Source organism: Bradyrhizobium sp. GW821-FHT13H06 (genome assembly GCF_058803975.1).
The window spans coordinates 69,301-84,624 of the sequence record NZ_JBXAPN010000007.1 but is presented as its reverse complement, the minus strand read 5'-3'; the positions used below and the strand labels follow the sequence as shown (position 1 = coordinate 84,624).

Genomic DNA, 15,324 nt, shown 5'->3' with positions numbered 1-15,324 from the left:
TCAAGCCGCGCCTTCCGGCCGGCCCCGCCCGCCTGTCGTTTGCCTGTCCTGACGAAATTCTCAAGGGAAATAACGGGTTGGATTCGACTTCTGAATCTCGCTGGGAACGCGAGCCCGGGCCCGGCTGAGGCCCGGCCAGCCGCTCCCCATCTGCGGAAGCTGGATGAGCTAAAAGTGCATAATCCCTTGGCTTTCGCCCGCCGCGCGGCGATGCTAAGAGGCGGCGGATATTCCCGTGGCGCACCACAAGCGCCGTTCCCAAGAGGCTTCCCCGATCATGGCAAAAATCAAGGTATCCAATCCCGTCGTCGAACTCGATGGCGACGAGATGACCCGGATCATCTGGCAGTACATCAAGGACAAGCTGATCACCCCGTTCCTGGATGTCGAGCTGCTCTATTTCGACCTGGGGATGGAATACCGCGACCACACCAACGATCAGGTCACCATCGACGCCGCCGAGGCGATCAAGAAGGTCGGCGTCGGCGTGAAGTGCGCCACCATCACCCCGGATGAAGCCCGGGTGAAGGAGTTCAACCTCAAGCAGATGTGGAAGTCGCCGAACGGCACCATCCGCAACATCCTCGGCGGCGTGATCTTCCGCGAGCCGATCATCTGCAAGAACGTGCCGCGCCTGGTTCCCGGCTGGACCAAGCCGATCATCATCGGCCGTCACGCCTATGGCGACCAGTACCGCGCCACCGACATCAAGTTCCCGGGCAAGGGCACCCTGTCGATGAAGTTCGTCGGCGAGGACGGCACCGTGATCGAGAAGGAAGTGTTCAAGGCGCCCGGCGCCGGCGTCGCCATGGAGATGTACAATCTCGACGACTCCATCATCGACTTCGCCCGCGCCTCGCTCAATTACGGCCTGCTCCGTAATTACCCGGTGTACCTGTCGACCAAGAACACGATCCTCAAGGTCTATGACGGCCGCTTCAAGGACATCTTCCAGGACATCTTCGACCGCGAGTTCAAGAAGGAGTTCGACGCCAAGGGCCTGACCTACGAGCACCGCCTGATCGACGACATGGTGGCCTCGGCGCTGAAATGGTCCGGCGGCTATGTCTGGGCCTGCAAGAACTACGACGGCGACGTGCAGTCCGACACCGTCGCGCAGGGCTACGGCTCGCTCGGCCTGATGACCTCGGTGCTGCTCACGCCCGACGGCAAGACGGTGGAAGCCGAAGCCGCCCACGGCACGGTGACCCGTCACTACCGCGAGCACCAGAAGGGCAAGGAGACCTCGACCAACTCCATCGCCTCGATCTTCGCCTGGACCCGTGGCCTCGCCCACCGCGCCAAGCTCGACAACAATGCCGAGCTGGCGAAGTTCGCCAACACGCTGGAGAAGGTCTGCGTCGACACCGTCGAGGCCGGCTACATGACCAAGGACCTCGCACTCCTGGTCGGCGCCGACCAGCGCTGGCTCTCGACCACCGGCTTCCTCGACAAGGTTGCCGAGAACCTGACGAAAGAGCTGGCGGCCTAGCCGCCATCCGCAATTTTGCCCGACTGGGCCAGACATCATCACGGGCCGCGCGTCAAGCGCGGCCCGTTTCTTTTTGGCTCTTGCGGAGACCACCATGTTCATCAAGCTTGCTGCCCCCACAACACTGCTCGCGGCCCTGCTCGCACCGGCGGGGGCCGCGGAGCCGATGCCCGAGGCCATCGCCGCACCTGGCGAGAGCGTGGTGCTCAGCGTCCACGCCGAGGGCGCGCAGGTCTATGAGTGCAAGGCGGGCACGGACGGCAAGCTGACCTGGGCCTTCCGCGAGCCGATCGCGACTCTCCTGTCGGAGGGCAAGACGATCGGCCGACACTATGCCGGGCCGAACTGGGAGCACGCCGACGGCAGCGCCGTGGTCGGCAAGGCCATTGCCAACGCGCCGGGCGCAACCGCCGCCGATATCGCCTGGCTGAAGCTGGAGGTCGCCTCCCGCCGCGGCAGCGGTGTCCTGACGCCGGTCACCACGGTCCAGCGCATCAACACCCATGGCGGCAAGCTCGACGGCGCATGCCAGAAGGCCGGCGAGTTCAAGAGCGCGCCCTACTCGGCCGACTACGTCTTTCTGAAGAAGGGCTGAGACCAATGCTCTTCATGGTGATCGAACGCTTCAGGGATCGCGACCCGATTCCGGTCTACCGGCGCGTGCGCGACGAGGGCGTCAAGTTTCCGGAAGGCCTCAAATATGTCGGCAGCTGGATCGAGCCGAATTTCGATCGCTGCTTCCAGCTGATGGAATGCGACGATGCCCGCCTGCTGCAGGAATGGGTTTTGAACTGCCAGGGCTTCGGCATGACCTTCGAGATCGTGCCCGTGGTGCCCAGCAAGGAGACGCGAGAGGTCGTCGCGCCATTCCTCGACGGGACGTGACGGCTACCCAGCAGGGCCCGCTTCCTTCTCCGCCTGCGCGAGCTCGGCGAGCGCGAGATCGCCGGTGTCGGCGAGCCTTGCCTTGGCGGTGGTATGGACGTGGTCGGCGAGCGTCGGCATGCGCTCGATCAGCGCGTGAAAATCCTGGGCGTCGAGCACGAGCAGCCGGGACTTGCGGGTCGCCGTCACCGTGCCGCTGCGCTTTGTTTTGTGCAGCAGCGCGATCTCGCCGAAGAAGGTACCGTCGGCGAGCCGCACATGCTGGCTCGGCAGCGCGATCTCGACCTCGCCGGCGGTGATGAAATACATCGACGAGGCGACATCGCCCCGCCGCACCAGGATCTCGCCCTGCTCGATGGTGCGCGCCCGGAGCAGCCGCATGATGTCGGCGATCTCCGCCGCCGACAGATGCGAGAACAGCGGCACCCGCGCCAGCATGCCCCAGGTGACGACGAAATCGCGCCGCTTCACCTCTTCCGCGAATGCGGTCGAGATGATCGCGACCGGCAGCGCGATCATGGCGAAGCCGGCGATGATGGCGAAGGTGGAGACGAACTTGCCGAGCGGCGTCACCGGCACGACGTCGCCATAGCCCACGGTGCCGAGCGTGACGATCGCCCACCACATCGCCTGCGGGATGGTGCCGAGCTTGTCCGGCTGCACGTCGCGCTCGATGGCGTAGAGCAGCGAGGCGAAGGTCAGCACCGCGCCGATCAGGATGACGATGCAGCCGATCAGCGCCCGCCGCTCGGCATGCACGGCCGCGAGCAGCGAGCGCATCGCCGGCGAATAGCGGATCAGCTTGAAGAACGGCAGCACGCCGAGCGCGGCCAGCGTCGCATGCCCGCCGGTGGCGAGCACGATTGCCGCCGGCAGGAACGCCATGAGATCGATGATGCCGAGCGCGGAGAAGGCGTAGCCGAGCCGGTCGGCCAGCGCGGAGCCCTTGCGCTGGGTGTGCCCCGCCACCGTCCACAGCCGCGCCGCATATTCCAGCGCGAACACGATCACGGACAGGACGGTGATGCCTGCGAACAGCGTGCCGAACTGCGCATCGAGCTCCGGCACCGAGGCGAGGATCATCGCGGCCACATTGAGCACGATGACCCCGATGATCAGCTGGATGAAGCGCGACCCGACCGAATAGGCCAGCGGATCGTGCTCCAGCAAATCGTAGAGGCGATCCCGAAATTCGGGATCGCGAAGCCCACGTCCGCGCGGAACGGGGGCCATGGCGACTTAAGCGCCCGCCATCGCTTTTTCGATCGCGGTGAGCGCGGCCGCCGCCTTGGCACCATCGGGACCGCCGGCCTGGGCCATGTCGGGCCGGCCGCCGCCGCCCTTGCCGCCGAGCGCCTCGGAGGCGATGCGCACGAGGTTCACGGCGTTGAAGCGCGCGGTGAGGTCCTGCGTGACGCCGACGACCACACCGGCCTTGCCGTCCTCGGTGACGCCGACGATGGCGACGACGCCCGAGCCGATCTGCTTCTTGCCGTCGTCGGCGAGGCTCTTGAGATCCTTCATCTCGATGCCTTCCACCGCGCGCGCCATCAGCTTGACGTCGCCGACCTCGCGCACGCTTGAGGCTGCGCCGTTGCCGGCGGAGGCGCCGCCGCCCATCGCGAGCTTCTTGCGGGCGTCGGAGAGCTCGCGCTCGAGCTTCTTGCGCTCCTCCATCAGCGCGGCAATGCGGGCGGGCACGTCGTCGAGGGAGGTGCGCAGCTCGTTCGCCGCGGTCTTCGCCAGCGCCATGGTGTCGTTGGCGTGCCTGCGCGCGTAATTGCCGGTCAGCGCCTCGATGCGGCGCACGCCGGATGCGACCGCGCTCTCGCCCGTCAGCGTGATCAGGCCGATATCGCCGGTGCGCTTGACGTGGGTGCCGCCGCAGAGCTCGACCGACCAGCCGAGCGCGTTGGTGCCCCGCTCGCGCGCGGTCCTGCCCATCGAGACGACGCGGACCTCGTCACCGTATTTCTCGCCGAACAGCGCGCGCGCTCCGGCCTCGCGCGCCTCGTCCACGCCCATGATGCGGGTCGTGACCTCGTCGTTCTCCAGCACCACGTCGTTGGCGATGTCCTCGACGCGGGCGAGCTCCTCCGCCGTGATCGGCTTCGGATGCACGAAGTCGAAACGCAGGCGGTCAGGTGCGACCATCGAGCCGCGCTGGGCGATGTGGTCGCCGAGCACCTGGCGCAGCGCCTCGTGGATGAGATGCGTCGCCGAGTGATGGGCGCGGATCGAGGAGCGGCGCGAATGATCCACCTCGAGCTGCAGCGCGGTGCCGAGCCTGATTTCGCCGCTCTCGACCGTGCCGATATGGACGAAGAAATCGCCGAGCTTCTTCTGCGTGTCGGTGACGCGGAACTTGACGCCGCCCTCACCCGTCAGCACGCCGGTGTCGCCGACCTGGCCGCCGGACTCCGCATAGAACGGCGTCTGGTTGAGCACGATCGCGCCCGTCTCACCGGCCTTGAGGCTGGCGACTTCGTGGCCGTCCTTGACCAGCGCGGACACTACGCCTTCGGCGCTCTCGGTCTCGTAGCCCAGGAATTCGGTCGCACCCAGCTTCTCGCGCAGCGGGAACCAGATCGCCTCGGAAGCCGCCTCGCCCGAGCCCTTCCAGGACTCGCGCGCCTTCACTTTCTGGCGCTCCATCGCATCCGTGAACGCGGCCTGGTCGACGCCGATGCCGCGCGACTTCAGCGCGTCCTGCGTCAGGTCCAGCGGGAAGCCGTAGGTGTCGTAGAGCGTGAAGGCGACGTCGCCGTCGAACATGTCGCCCTTCTTCAGGCCGGCCGACTTCTCGTCGAGGATGGCCAAGCCGCGCGACAGCGTCTTGCGGAAGCGGGTTTCTTCCAGCCGCAGCGTTTCCTCGATCAGATTCTCCGCGCGCATCAGGTCGGGATAGGCTTGGCCCATCTCGCGCACCAGCGCCCAGACCAGCCGATGCATCAGCGGCTCTTTCGCACCCAGCAGCTGCGCATGGCGCATGGCACGGCGCATGATCCGGCGCAGCACGTAGCCGCGGCCCTCGTTCGAGGGCAGCACGCCGTCGGCGACGAGGAACGCGGAGGAGCGCAGATGGTCGGCGATGACGCGGAACGAGGCCACGGTCTGCTCGTTCGGCCCGGTGCCGAGCGCGGACGCCGTCGCATCGATCAGGTTCTTGAACAGGTCGGTCTCGAACACGCTCTCGACGCCCTGGAGGATGCAGGCCATGCGCTCCAGGCCCATGCCGGTGTCGATCGAGGGACGCGGCAGCGGCTGGCGCTCCTCCTTCGTCACCTGCTCGAACTGCATGAACACGAGATTCCAGAATTCGAGGAAGCGGTCGCCGTCCTCCTCCGGCGAGCCCGGAGGCCCGCCCCAGATGTGCTCGCCGCGGTCGATGAAGATCTCCGAGCAGGGGCCGCACGGGCCGGTGTCGCCCATCGCCCAGAAATTGTCCGAGGTCGGGATGCGGATGATGCGGTCTTCGGAGAAGCCGGCGATCTTCTTCCACAGCCCCGCCGCCTCGTCGTCGGTGTGATAGACCGTGACGAGCAGCTTGTCCTTCTTCAGCCCGAACTCGGTGGTGATCAGCTTCCAGGCAAGCTCGATCGCGCGCTCCTTGAAATAGTCGCCGAACGAGAAATTGCCGAGCATCTCGAAGAAGGTGAGATGGCGCGCGGTGTAGCCGACATTGTCGAGGTCGTTGTGCTTGCCGCCGGCGCGCACGCATTTCTGCGAGGTGGTAGCGCGCTGATAGGGCCGCTTCTCCACGCCGGTGAAGACGTTCTTGAACTGCACCATGCCGGCATTGGTGAACATCAACGTGGGGTCGTTGCGCGGCACCAATGGCGAGGACGGCACGATCTCGTGGCCGTTCTCGGCAAAGAAGTTCAGAAAGGTCGACCTGATCTCGTTGACGCCGCTCATGTTCATCCAATCGGGTGTGCTTGGACCCGCTTCCTGCCATCCAAACCAGAGGTTAGGGCTGATATCTGCGGGCCAAAGCGCTTTTAGACAAGGCCTGCTTCAGTGTCCAGAAACTGTGCAAGGAGATCAGAGGGTTGCCGCAGGCGCGCAATCCCGGTTGAAAAGGCGAAACCGCCGCGTTGACAGGCTTGGCCGGCCTGTGGTCTTTAACCATCTATATCGTACGGCCACGTCGGGAGAGACCGGCTTTACTGCCGGCGCCGAAGGAGCAACCGCCCCGGAAACTCTCAGGCAAAAGGACCGCGTGGCTTTGATTGCATCTGGAAAGAGGCGCCGACGGGCCTAAGAACCCGGGTGGCACCCGCCGACGGGATAATACTCTCAGGCACAGCGACAGATGGGGCTTCGACAGGTTGGCCCGGGGAATTGTCCCCGGGGAACCGCCGAGGACCCCTGTGATGCCAGTACCCGACGACCAGAAATCTCTCCGACATACGCCCCTCCACGCCCTGCATGTGTCCCTCGGCGGCAAGATGGTGCCGTTCGCCGGCTATGACATGCCCGTGCAGTACCCTGCGGGCGTGCTGAAGGAGCACCTCCATACGCGCGCCGCGGCCGGCCTGTTCGACGTCTCCCACATGGGCCAGCTCGCGCTCCGGCCGAAGTCGGGCAAGGTCGCGGACGCCGCCCGCGCGCTGGAACGGCTGGTACCGCAGGACATCGTGGCGATCGCGCCCAACCGGCAGCGCTACGCCCAGTTCACCAATGCGGACGGCGGCATCCTCGACGATCTCATGGTCGCCAATTTCGGCGATCACCTGTTCCTGGTCGTCAACGCCGCCTGCAAGGACGCGGACGAGGCGCATCTGCGCGCGCACCTCGCGGACGACTGCGTCATCGATTCTCTTGCCGACCGCGCGCTGATCGCGCTGCAGGGCCCGAAGGCTGAGGCGGCGCTGGCGAAATTGTGTGCAGAGGCGCCGTCCATGACATTCATGGATGCCGGCCCGCATGAGGTCGCCGGCATCAAATGCTTCGTCTCGCGCTCCGGCTATACCGGCGAGGACGGCTTCGAAATCTCCGTTCCCGCCGCCGACGCCGAGCGCCTCACCAGGACGCTGCTCGAAAACCCGGACGTGCTGCCGATCGGCCTCGGCGCCCGCGACAGCCTGCGGCTGGAAGCCGGGCTTTGCCTGTACGGCCACGACATCGACACCGCGACCACGCCGGTCGAGGCCGCGCTGGAATGGTCGGTGCAGAAGAGCCGCCGCAGCGGCGGCGCGCGCGCCGGCGGCTTTCCCGGCGCCGAGAAAATCCTCGCCCATTTCGACAACGGCGCATCCCGCCGCCGCGTCGGCCTGCGGGCCGAAGGCCGCGCGCCGGTGCGCGAGGGCGCGTTGCTGTTTGCCGATCCGACCGCAGGCGAGCCGATCGGAAAGGTCACATCGGGCGGTTTCGGCCCGAGCCTGAACGCGCCGGTCGCGATGGGCTATGTGCCCACGAATCTGAGCGCGCTCGGCACGAAACTCTTCGCCGAGGTGCGCGGCCAGCGCCTGCCGCTCGCAGTCGCCGCCATGCCCTTCGTGAAAAACACCTACAAACGCTGAGGACAAGACAATGACCACGACGCTGTACACCTCCGACCATGAATGGCTCGCGATCGACGGCGACGTCGCCACCGTCGGCATCACCGATTACGCCCAGCAGCAGCTCGGCGACGTCGTGTTCGTCGAATTGCCCAAGGTCGGCCGGAGCTTGAAGAAGGCCGAAGCCGCCGCCGTCGTGGAATCGGTGAAGGCCGCCTCCGACGTCTACGCGCCTGTTACGGGCGAAGTGCTCGAGGCCAACGAGGCGCTCGCCGCCGAGCCGGCGCTGGTGAACTCGGACGCGCAGGGTGCGGCCTGGTTCTTCAAGATCAGGATTGCCGACAAGAGCGAGCTCGGCAGTCTCATGGATGAAGCCGCGTACAAGGCCCATACGGCGTGAGATGAAGCGCGATCTTTCCACATCGTCATGGCCGGGCTTGTCCCGGCCATCCACGGCCTTCTCACGGCACGAAGAACGTGGATGCCCGGGACATAGGCGAGCGAAGCGACGCCGTCCTTCGGACGGCTATGCCCGGGCATGACTCCGACGACAGAAGATCTAAAGCGAGGACCCATGATGACCGCGCACCGCAAATCCAACGGCGATACCGCCGCCTCTTTCGTCCGCCGCCACATCGGCCCCTCGGCGCGCGACGTCACCGCAATGCTCGAAACGGTCGGCGCGAAAAGCGTCGAGGCGCTGATGGCGGAGACGCTGCCAGCGTCGATCCGGCAGGCCGCCCCGCTCGACCTCGGCAAGCCGCTCAGCGAAACCGAGGCGATCGCGCATATGGGCGAGCTCGCAGCCCAGAACCAGGTCTTCACCTCGCTGATCGGCCAAGGCTATTCCGGCACGATCCTGCCCGCCGTCATCCAGCGCAACATCCTGGAGAATCCGGCCTGGTACACGGCCTATACGCCCTACCAGCCCGAGATCAGCCAGGGCCGGCTGGAGGCGCTGTTCAACTTCCAGACCATGATCTGCGACCTCACCGGGCTCGACGTCGCCAACGCCTCGCTGCTCGACGAGGCCACCGCCGCCGCCGAAGCCATGGCGCTCGCGGAGCGGCACTCGCAGGTCAAGGCGAAGGCTTTCTTCGTCGACAAGGACGTGCATCCGCAGACGCTGGCCGTGATGCGGACCCGCGCCGAGCCGCTGGGCTGGACCCTGATCGTCGGCGATCCCCTCACCGATCTCGACAAGGCGGACGTGCTTGGCGCGCTGCTGCAATATCCGGGCTCCTCGGGCGCATTGCGCGACCTCAGGCCCGCGATATCAGCGCTGAAGGCCAAGGGCGCGCTCGCGATTCTCGCCGCCGATCTCTTGGCGCTGACGCTGATCGCCTCGCCCGGCGAGCTCGGGGCCGATATCGCCATCGGCTCGGCGCAGCGTTTTGGCGTGCCGATGGGCTATGGCGGACCGCATGCGGCCTATATGGCGGTGCGCGATGCGCTGAAGCGCTCGCTGCCCGGCCGCATCGTCGGCCTCTCCGTGGATTCCCGCGGCATGCCGGCCTACCGCCTCGCGCTGCAGACGCGCGAGCAGCACATCCGCCGCGAGAAGGCGACCTCCAACATCTGCACCGCGCAGGTGCTGCTCGCCGTGATCGCCTCGATGTATGCGGTCTATCACGGCCCCGAGGGGCTCTCGCAGATCGCGCGCAACGTCCACCGCCGCACCGCCGTGCTCGCGAGCGGCCTGCGCAAGCTCGGCTTTGCGCCGCAGTCCGAGAACTTCTTCGACACGCTCAGCGTCGATGCCGGCGCCAGGCGCGCCGAGATCGTCGCGCGTGCCGCGGCCGAACAGATCAATCTCGGCATCGGTGACACCGCACTGCGCATCGCGCTCGACGAGACCACGACGCCTGCGACGGTGGAAGCGGTCTGGCGCGCCTTCGGCGGCACCTTCGCTTATGCCGAGATCGACGCCGGGACGCGCGAGGCGCTGCCGGAGACGCTGAAGCGCACCACCCCGTTCCTCACTCATCCGGTCTTCCACGCGCATCGCTCGGAGACCGAGATGCTGCGCTACATGCGCAAGCTCAGCGATCGCGATCTCGCGCTCGACCGCGCCATGATCCCACTCGGCTCCTGCACCATGAAGCTGAACGCAACCACCGAGATGATGCCGCTGACCTGGCCGGAGTTTGCGACGCTGCACCCGTTCGTGCCGCGCGAGCAGGCGAGCGGCTATCACGCGCTGTTCGCGCGGCTGGAAAAGTGGCTGTGCGACATCACCGGCTATGACGCGATCTCGCTGCAGCCGAATTCGGGCGCGCAGGGCGAATATGCCGGGCTGCTCGCGATCCGCGGCTATCACGCCGCGCGCGGGCAGAGCCACCGCAAGATCTGCCTGATCCCCTCCTCCGCCCACGGCACCAATCCAGCCTCGGCCGCGATGGCCGGCATGGACGTGGTGGTTGTGTCTTGCGAGAAGAACGGCGACGTCGACGTCAATGATCTCCGCGCCAAGGCCGAGAAGCATTCGAACGACCTTGCCGCGGTCATGATCACCTATCCCTCGACCCACGGCGTGTTCGAGGAGCACATCCGCGAAATCTGCGACATCGTCCACGGCCATGGCGGCCAGGTGTATCTGGACGGCGCCAACCTCAACGCGCAGGTCGGCCTGAGCAGGCCGGGCGACTACGGCGCCGATGTCAGCCATCTCAACCTGCACAAGACCTTCTGCATCCCGCATGGCGGCGGCGGCCCCGGCATGGGCCCGATCGGCGTGAAGGCGCATCTTAAGCCGTTCCTGCCCGGACATCCCGCAACAGACGGCGAAGCACCGGTCGGCCCGGTCTCGGCCGCGCCGTTCGGCTCGGCCTCGATCCTGACCATCTCCTACATCTACATCCTGATGATGGGCGGCGAAGGATTGAAGCGCGCGACCGAGATCGCGATCCTCAACGCCAACTACATCGCAGCGCGTCTCGATGCGCACTTCCCGGTGCTCTACAGGAACGAGAAGGGCCGCGTCGCGCATGAATGCATCGTCGACCCGCGGCCGCTGAAGACGACCTCAGGCGTCACCGTCGACGACATCGCCAAACGGCTGATCGACTACGGCTTCCACGCGCCCACCATGAGCTTCCCGGTGCCGGGCACGCTGATGATCGAGCCGACCGAGTCGGAATCGAAGGCGGAGCTGGATCGTTTTTGCGACGCCATGATTGCGATCCGCAAGGAGATCGCCGAGGTCGAGGCCGGCCGCTTCAAGATCGAAGCCTCGCCCTTGCGTCACGCTCCGCATACCGTGCACGACATCGCCGATGACGATTGGAATCGCGCCTACACCCGCAGCGAAGGCTGCTTCCCCGACGGCGTCTCGCGCACCGACAAGTATTGGTGCCCCGTGGGCCGCGTCGACAACGTCTACGGCGACCGCAATCTGGTGTGCTCGTGCCCGCCGGTGAGCGATTACGCGCAAGCCGCGGAGTAGGATTTGTAGGGTGGGTCAGCGGGCGGTCGCGCGAAGCGCAGGCCGCCGGCGTAACCCACCACTTCAGCTTTCGCGGAGATAAACAGTGGTGGATTACGCCTTCGGCTAATCCACCCTACTACACCGAAATGCGCCGCTAGGGCGAGATCAACGACCGGCGCTCGCCATCCCAGCGCCAAAGCCGTTCACTGGTGAGAAGCGTGCCGCCCCACCAGCGCTTGATCGGGTTGGGACCGCGAAAATCTTCCCGGCCGGCCAGGACCGCTTCGCCAAACTCCGTCAGCGACAGCCGGCTCCGGCGAAAGGCAGCATTGCGACTTCTCGCGTTGTCCGGATCGAGTGTCGCCAGCTTGCCGTCCAGACCCGCGATCGCTGGCGCCGGACCAAATGCGAGCCCTTCGAGCAGCGCGCCCAATTCCCACGGATCGAACACGCGTGTTGCCAGCGCGCCCGGCCGAAACAGCTCATCGGTGCGATTGTGTCCACCTGCAATCCGCTCGAGCAGCCGAGTCTCGGTCGCGCCCAGTCCCGTCGCCGGCGACGGCAGTTCTGCGAGCAGGTCTTCCATGGCCGGCTTCAGGAAAGACAGCTTGCCGAGCGGCCTGCCGAGCAGCCCGGCGCAAAGCTCGGGCGTCGGCGCGCGGTAAGCTTCCCAGGCCATGCTGGCGATCCCAAGATCGCTTTCCGTGATATCGACCTGCCGCACGTCACGGTGACGAAGCTCTGAGGGATCTGCTCCGCGCAGATCGAAATCGACGCGTCGCAATCTCAGCTTCTCCGTGATGGATGGTTCGGAACGCAAGTAATCGAGGAGCCAGATCAACTGCAATTGACTATTGGGTTCAGGATCGAACCACAGTTCGATGAGATCGACCCCGTAGGTTTCGCAGACCCAGAGCAACGCACCCGCCCGATCCTGGCGCCTGAGAAGGGGCGATTGACGGACGCCGACGCAATCCGACCAGTGCATCCCGTTAGACCACCACCTGGAGGCGAGATAGCTGTTGAGGTGGTCAGCCGTGGGAAGTGGCCCGGAAGCGAAGCGATAGATGAAGGGGACGACCATGTCGGCGCGATCGGCGTGGGCAAGACCGACGCCGGACGAGCTGGTCAAGATCACACGCTTCATCTCGACGCGTCCTTCCTCACGCCAAACGAAACGGGCACCGAAGACGTCGGCAACTCAACGTCCTCAGTGCCCGCTCCTCGCGAAAAACTTTTCGTTGGTCGAAGCTTACTCGTCCGCCGGCTCCTCGCCGTCGGCGTCGCGCTCCGGCGTGCCGGCCAGAATCTGCTCGGCGATCAGGCCGGAGTTCTGGCGGATCGCGGTCTCGATCTTGGCGGTGATGTCGGGGTTGGCCTTCAAGAACGCCTTCGAGTTCTCGCGGCCCTGACCGAGGCGCTGGCTGTCATAGGAGAACCAGGCGCCGGACTTCTCGACGATGCCGGCCTTGACGCCGAGATCGAGGATCTCGCCCATCTTGGAGACGCCCTCGCCGTACATGATGTCGAACTCGACCTGCTTGAACGGCGGCGCCAGCTTGTTCTTCACCACCTTGACGCGGGTGGTGTTGCCGACCACCTCGTCGCGCTCCTTGATCGCGCCGATGCGGCGGATGTCGAGGCGGACGGAGGCGTAGAATTTCAACGCATTGCCGCCGGTCGTCGTTTCCGGCGAGCCGTACATCACACCGATCTTCATGCGGATCTGGTTGATGAAGATCACCATGGTGTTGGACTTGTTGATGGAGGCCGTGAGCTTGCGCAGCGCCTGGCTCATCAGGCGGGCCTGCAGACCCGGCAGCGCATCGCCCATCTCGCCCTCGAGCTCGGCCTTCGGCACCAGCGCCGCGACCGAATCGATCACCATCACGTCGACCGCGCCCGAGCGCACCAGCGTGTCGCAGATTTCCAGCGCCTGCTCGCCGGTGTCCGGCTGCGAAATCAGGAGCTCGTCGATGTTGACCCCGAGCTTGCGGGCATAGACCGGGTCGAGCGCGTGCTCGGCGTCGATGAAGGCGCAGATGCCGCCCTTCTTCTGCGCTTCCGCCACCGTATGCAGCGCCAGCGTGGTTTTGCCCGAGGATTCCGGCCCGTAGATCTCGACGATACGTCCCTTGGGCAGGCCGCCGATACCGAGCGCGATGTCGAGCCCGAGCGAGCCGGAGGACACCGCCTCGATGTCCATGGACCGGTCGTTCTTGCCGAGCTTCATCACCGAGCCCTTGCCGAACTGGCGCTCGATCTGCGAGAGCGCGGCGGCCAGAGCTTTACTCTTGTCCATGGAAGATCCTTCGACGATACGCAAGGCAGTTGCGGACATTGGGTCGTGCTCCTTATGGCGAGGATTCGCGTGAGGGACAAACAATTGGCGAGGCAGCTCGGCGATAAAAGCAATGTACCCTATTTGTTCCTAGTTCGCAATATGTTCTTTTGCGGAAGATGCGCGTGCTGGCCTGTTTCCGGCCGCAGTGGCCTGGTTTGATTTTGGGAGTGGCCCAGTTTGGACTTTTGGTGCTGGGAGGGCGGGAGAAACCCGTCTGCGCATTTTACGGCGCCCAGCTGATCGCCTCGCCAAGTCAAACTCTCCCGGCTTGGCTAAGGCCGCCCGCGTTCTAGTGCCAGCTGGATCGAAGTTCAAACTGGCAGAGTAAGGCCACCTCAGTTGGCGGCCTCTTCGTTTTTTCGTCTTTGTTCAAAAGGGACCTCCATCGCGTTTACTGTCCCGAGCGCCTCGTCTTCATCGACGAGACCTGTCATCGCCCGGTCGCAGTCATGGAGCTTCGCAGTCATGGAGCTGCGGTCGTTATGCTCGCCGGAGAGGCCAGCCCGTCGCATCCATGAGTGCACAGTCTCACACTCTCCTGCGTCACGCAGTCGGGAACACGCTATCGTGGCGATGATTCGGATGGCTGATCCGCGCGTGAAGAGGGGTGGGGGTTTATGCTTAAGGGGCGAGCCCGGTGGCATCGCATGATGTCACGGGCGGTACGCGCGGGCTTTGTGCTCGGCGCGATGATGTGGTGCGGCCTGGCTGGACAGGATGCGGTCGCGGCCGAGAACGGGGCGGGTTTCTATCTGCTCGGCGGACGCGGGCCGATGGCGGGCTATCTGGCCTCGCCCGGGGTCTATTTCGAGAGCGACACCTATGTCTACGACGCGTCACTCGATGCGAAGAAATTGCTGCCGGCGGGCGGTCGGATCGTCGCGGATGTCCGCAGTCAGGTGCGGGCCGATTTCCTGAGTGGGACCTGGGTGACGCCCTGGCAGTTTCTCGGCGGCAATCTCGCCGTCGGCGCCACCGTGCCTGTCGGCTATGTCCGCGTCTCGGCAGGCGTCGAATACGACGCGCCCGCGACGAAACAGATCATCAACCAGGCGCTGCGCGACAGTGCGACGGTCTTCGGCGACCCTGTGGTCTCTGCGATGCTCGGCTGGCATTCGGGCAAATTCCACTGGACCACGGGCGTCATGGTCAACATGCCGGTCGGGGACTATCGCGACGGGGAGCTCGCCAATCTGGCCTTCCACCGCTGGGCGAGCGATCTGTCCGGCGCCCTGACCTGGTTTGATCCCGACACCGGGATCGATCTGTCCACCGCGGTCGGCATGACCTTCAACGGCACCAACAATGCGACCGACTACCGGACCGGCACCGAATTCCACGTCGAGTGGGCGGCCTCGAAGGCGCTGACCAGCGCGCTCTCGGCCGGCGTCATCGGCTATCACTACCAGCAGCTCACGGGCGACAGCGGCGCCGGCGCCACGCTTGGCGCCTTCAAGGGGCGCGTGACGGCGCTCGGCGGCACGATCGCTTACAATTTCGAGGCGGGGAAGACGCCTGTCTCGGCGCGGATCAAGGTGCTGCGCGAGTTCGAGGCCGAGAACCGCGCGTGCGGGACCGTGGGCTTGCTCACCGTGGCGCTGCCTCTCACTGCGGCACGATAGGCATGATCCGGAAAAGTGCGAAGCGGTTTTCCGGAAAGATCATGCGTAAA

General features: G+C 65.6%; 12 protein-coding genes and 1 riboswitch. Of the genes, 7 read left to right on the top strand and 5 right to left on the bottom strand.

Annotation, left to right across the window (positions count from 1 at the left end):
* Positions 1-277 precede the first annotated feature (277 nt).
* The 3 genes from AC1RQP_RS26750 (at position 278) to AC1RQP_RS26740 (ending at position 2,377) form a co-directional block, all read left to right on the top strand.
* Positions 278-1,492: an NADP-dependent isocitrate dehydrogenase gene (locus AC1RQP_RS26750; protein ID WP_239625011.1), complete on the top strand. Its 1,215-nt coding sequence runs from the start codon at positions 278-280 to the stop codon at positions 1,490-1,492.
* A gap of 94 nt (positions 1,493-1,586) precedes the next feature.
* Complete coding sequence (locus AC1RQP_RS26745) at positions 1,587-2,087, top strand: DUF3455 domain-containing protein (RefSeq protein WP_492939389.1); 501 nt, start codon at positions 1,587-1,589, stop codon at positions 2,085-2,087.
* Between the two features lie 5 nt (positions 2,088-2,092).
* On the top strand, positions 2,093-2,377 hold the full coding sequence (locus AC1RQP_RS26740; protein ID WP_239625013.1) for a DUF3303 domain-containing protein: 285 nt from the start codon (positions 2,093-2,095) through the stop codon (positions 2,375-2,377).
* Positions 2,378-2,380: 3 nt separating this feature from the next.
* Here the strand turns inward: AC1RQP_RS26740 and AC1RQP_RS26735 are convergent, their stop codons facing one another.
* On the bottom strand, positions 2,381-3,610 hold the full coding sequence (locus tag AC1RQP_RS26735) for a cyclic nucleotide-gated ion channel (RefSeq protein ID WP_492939386.1): 1,230 nt from the start codon (positions 3,608-3,610) through the stop codon (positions 2,381-2,383).
* Positions 3,611-3,616: 6 nt separating this feature from the next.
* The gene (gene alaS / locus AC1RQP_RS26730; RefSeq protein WP_492939384.1) at positions 3,617-6,295 is read right to left on the bottom strand and encodes an alanine--tRNA ligase; all 2,679 of its coding nucleotides are present in this window, start codon (positions 6,293-6,295) and stop codon (positions 3,617-3,619) included.
* Positions 6,296-6,518: 223 nt separating this feature from the next.
* A riboswitch (glycine riboswitch) is annotated at positions 6,519-6,607 on the top strand.
* Positions 6,608-6,753: 146 nt separating this feature from the next.
* Between alaS and gcvT the strand changes: the two genes are divergently transcribed.
* The 3 genes from gcvT (at position 6,754) to gcvP (ending at position 11,326) form a co-directional block, all read left to right on the top strand.
* Complete coding sequence (gene gcvT / locus AC1RQP_RS26725; RefSeq protein ID WP_492939382.1) at positions 6,754-7,902, top strand: glycine cleavage system aminomethyltransferase GcvT; 1,149 nt, start codon at positions 6,754-6,756, stop codon at positions 7,900-7,902.
* Between the two features lie 10 nt (positions 7,903-7,912).
* Positions 7,913-8,281 (top strand): glycine cleavage system protein GcvH, encoded by a 369-nt coding sequence (gcvH, locus tag AC1RQP_RS26720; protein ID WP_454645900.1) that lies wholly within the window; start codon positions 7,913-7,915, stop codon positions 8,279-8,281.
* Between the two features lie 177 nt (positions 8,282-8,458).
* Entirely contained in the window at positions 8,459-11,326 is a 2,868-nt protein-coding gene (gene gcvP / locus AC1RQP_RS26715; protein ID WP_492939898.1) for an aminomethyl-transferring glycine dehydrogenase, read from the top strand.
* A 136-nt stretch (positions 11,327-11,462) separates the two neighbouring features.
* Here the strand turns inward: gcvP and AC1RQP_RS26710 are convergent, their stop codons facing one another.
* The 3 genes from AC1RQP_RS26710 to AC1RQP_RS26700 all read right to left on the bottom strand — a co-directional run bounded on the left by AC1RQP_RS26710 (position 11,463) and on the right by AC1RQP_RS26700 (position 14,119).
* Positions 11,463-12,392, bottom strand: a complete 930-nt coding sequence (locus AC1RQP_RS26710) for a hypothetical protein (protein ID WP_492939380.1) — start codon at positions 12,390-12,392, stop codon at positions 11,463-11,465.
* Positions 12,393-12,560: 168 nt separating this feature from the next.
* Positions 12,561-13,649, bottom strand: coding sequence for a recombinase RecA (gene recA / locus AC1RQP_RS26705; RefSeq protein ID WP_061882979.1), 1,089 nt, complete (start codon positions 13,647-13,649; stop codon positions 12,561-12,563).
* Positions 13,650-13,987: 338 nt separating this feature from the next.
* A complete protein-coding gene (locus tag AC1RQP_RS26700) occupies positions 13,988-14,119 on the bottom strand; it encodes a hypothetical protein (RefSeq protein ID WP_492939378.1) in 132 nt (43 codons plus the stop codon).
* 180 nt (positions 14,120-14,299) lie between these two features.
* Between AC1RQP_RS26700 and AC1RQP_RS26695 the strand changes: the two genes are divergently transcribed.
* Positions 14,300-15,274, top strand: a complete 975-nt coding sequence (locus AC1RQP_RS26695) for a SphA family protein (RefSeq protein ID WP_492939376.1) — start codon at positions 14,300-14,302, stop codon at positions 15,272-15,274.
* Positions 15,275-15,324: the final 50 nt, after the last annotated feature.

Coding starts and splice junctions, on each gene's coding strand:
- recA (WP_061882979.1), bottom strand. CDS start 13,649: ATGTCCGCAACTGCCTTGCGTATCGTCGAAGGATCTTCCATGGACAAG.
- alaS (WP_492939384.1), bottom strand. CDS start 6,295: ATGAGCGGCGTCAACGAGATCAGGTCGACCTTTCTGAACTTCTTTGCC.
- AC1RQP_RS26695 (WP_492939376.1), top strand. CDS start 14,300: ATGATGTCACGGGCGGTACGCGCGGGCTTTGTGCTCGGCGCGATGATG.
- gcvT (WP_492939382.1), top strand. CDS start 6,754: ATGCCAGTACCCGACGACCAGAAATCTCTCCGACATACGCCCCTCCAC.
- gcvH (WP_454645900.1), top strand. CDS start 7,913: ATGACCACGACGCTGTACACCTCCGACCATGAATGGCTCGCGATCGAC.
- AC1RQP_RS26740 (WP_239625013.1), top strand. CDS start 2,093: ATGCTCTTCATGGTGATCGAACGCTTCAGGGATCGCGACCCGATTCCG.
- gcvP (WP_492939898.1), top strand. CDS start 8,459: ATGACCGCGCACCGCAAATCCAACGGCGATACCGCCGCCTCTTTCGTC.
- AC1RQP_RS26750 (WP_239625011.1), top strand. CDS start 278: ATGGCAAAAATCAAGGTATCCAATCCCGTCGTCGAACTCGATGGCGAC.
- AC1RQP_RS26700 (WP_492939378.1), bottom strand. CDS start 14,119: ATGACTGCGAAGCTCCATGACTGCGACCGGGCGATGACAGGTCTCGTC.
- AC1RQP_RS26735 (WP_492939386.1), bottom strand. CDS start 3,610: ATGGCCCCCGTTCCGCGCGGACGTGGGCTTCGCGATCCCGAATTTCGG.
- AC1RQP_RS26745 (WP_492939389.1), top strand. CDS start 1,587: ATGTTCATCAAGCTTGCTGCCCCCACAACACTGCTCGCGGCCCTGCTC.
- AC1RQP_RS26710 (WP_492939380.1), bottom strand. CDS start 12,392: ATGGTCGTCCCCTTCATCTATCGCTTCGCTTCCGGGCCACTTCCCACG.